Origin of the sequence: Pseudoalteromonas sp. SIMBA_162, assembly GCF_046535955.1 — a bacterium.
GTDB classification, from domain to species: Bacteria; Pseudomonadota; Gammaproteobacteria; order Enterobacterales; family Alteromonadaceae; genus Pseudoalteromonas; species Pseudoalteromonas marina.
Window position 1 is genome coordinate 1 of sequence record NZ_JAWJBQ010000332.1, and the last position, 276, is coordinate 276.

At 62.0% G+C, this 276-nt stretch carries 1 pseudogene; it reads right to left on the reverse strand.

The window, feature by feature from the left end:
• A pseudogene (locus tag R0J88_RS19920) lies at window positions 1-263 on the reverse strand (poly-beta-hydroxybutyrate polymerase); the annotation flags it as partial.
• Window positions 264-276 lie beyond the last annotated feature (13 nt).

A 276-nucleotide genomic window follows, 5' to 3' on the forward strand; every position in this document is an offset into this window, starting at 1 on the left:
ATCATGTCCTCGATCAGCGTGACCTGGGAATCGCTGATGAACAGACGCAGTTCACCGGCTTCGGTGAAATCCGTCTGCGCGGCGAACAGGCTGACGCTGGCAAGGCGTTCATCGCCATCGCGACCCATCGCTGCGGCGGCAATGGAGAGCAGGGTGCCGCCGAGACAATAGCCGACGGCATGCAGGTGTTTGGCGGCTGTGATTGCCTGGATGGCATCGATGGCCTCGAGCACGCCCAGATGGCGATAGTCCTCCAGGCCCATGTCGCGAAGCGTT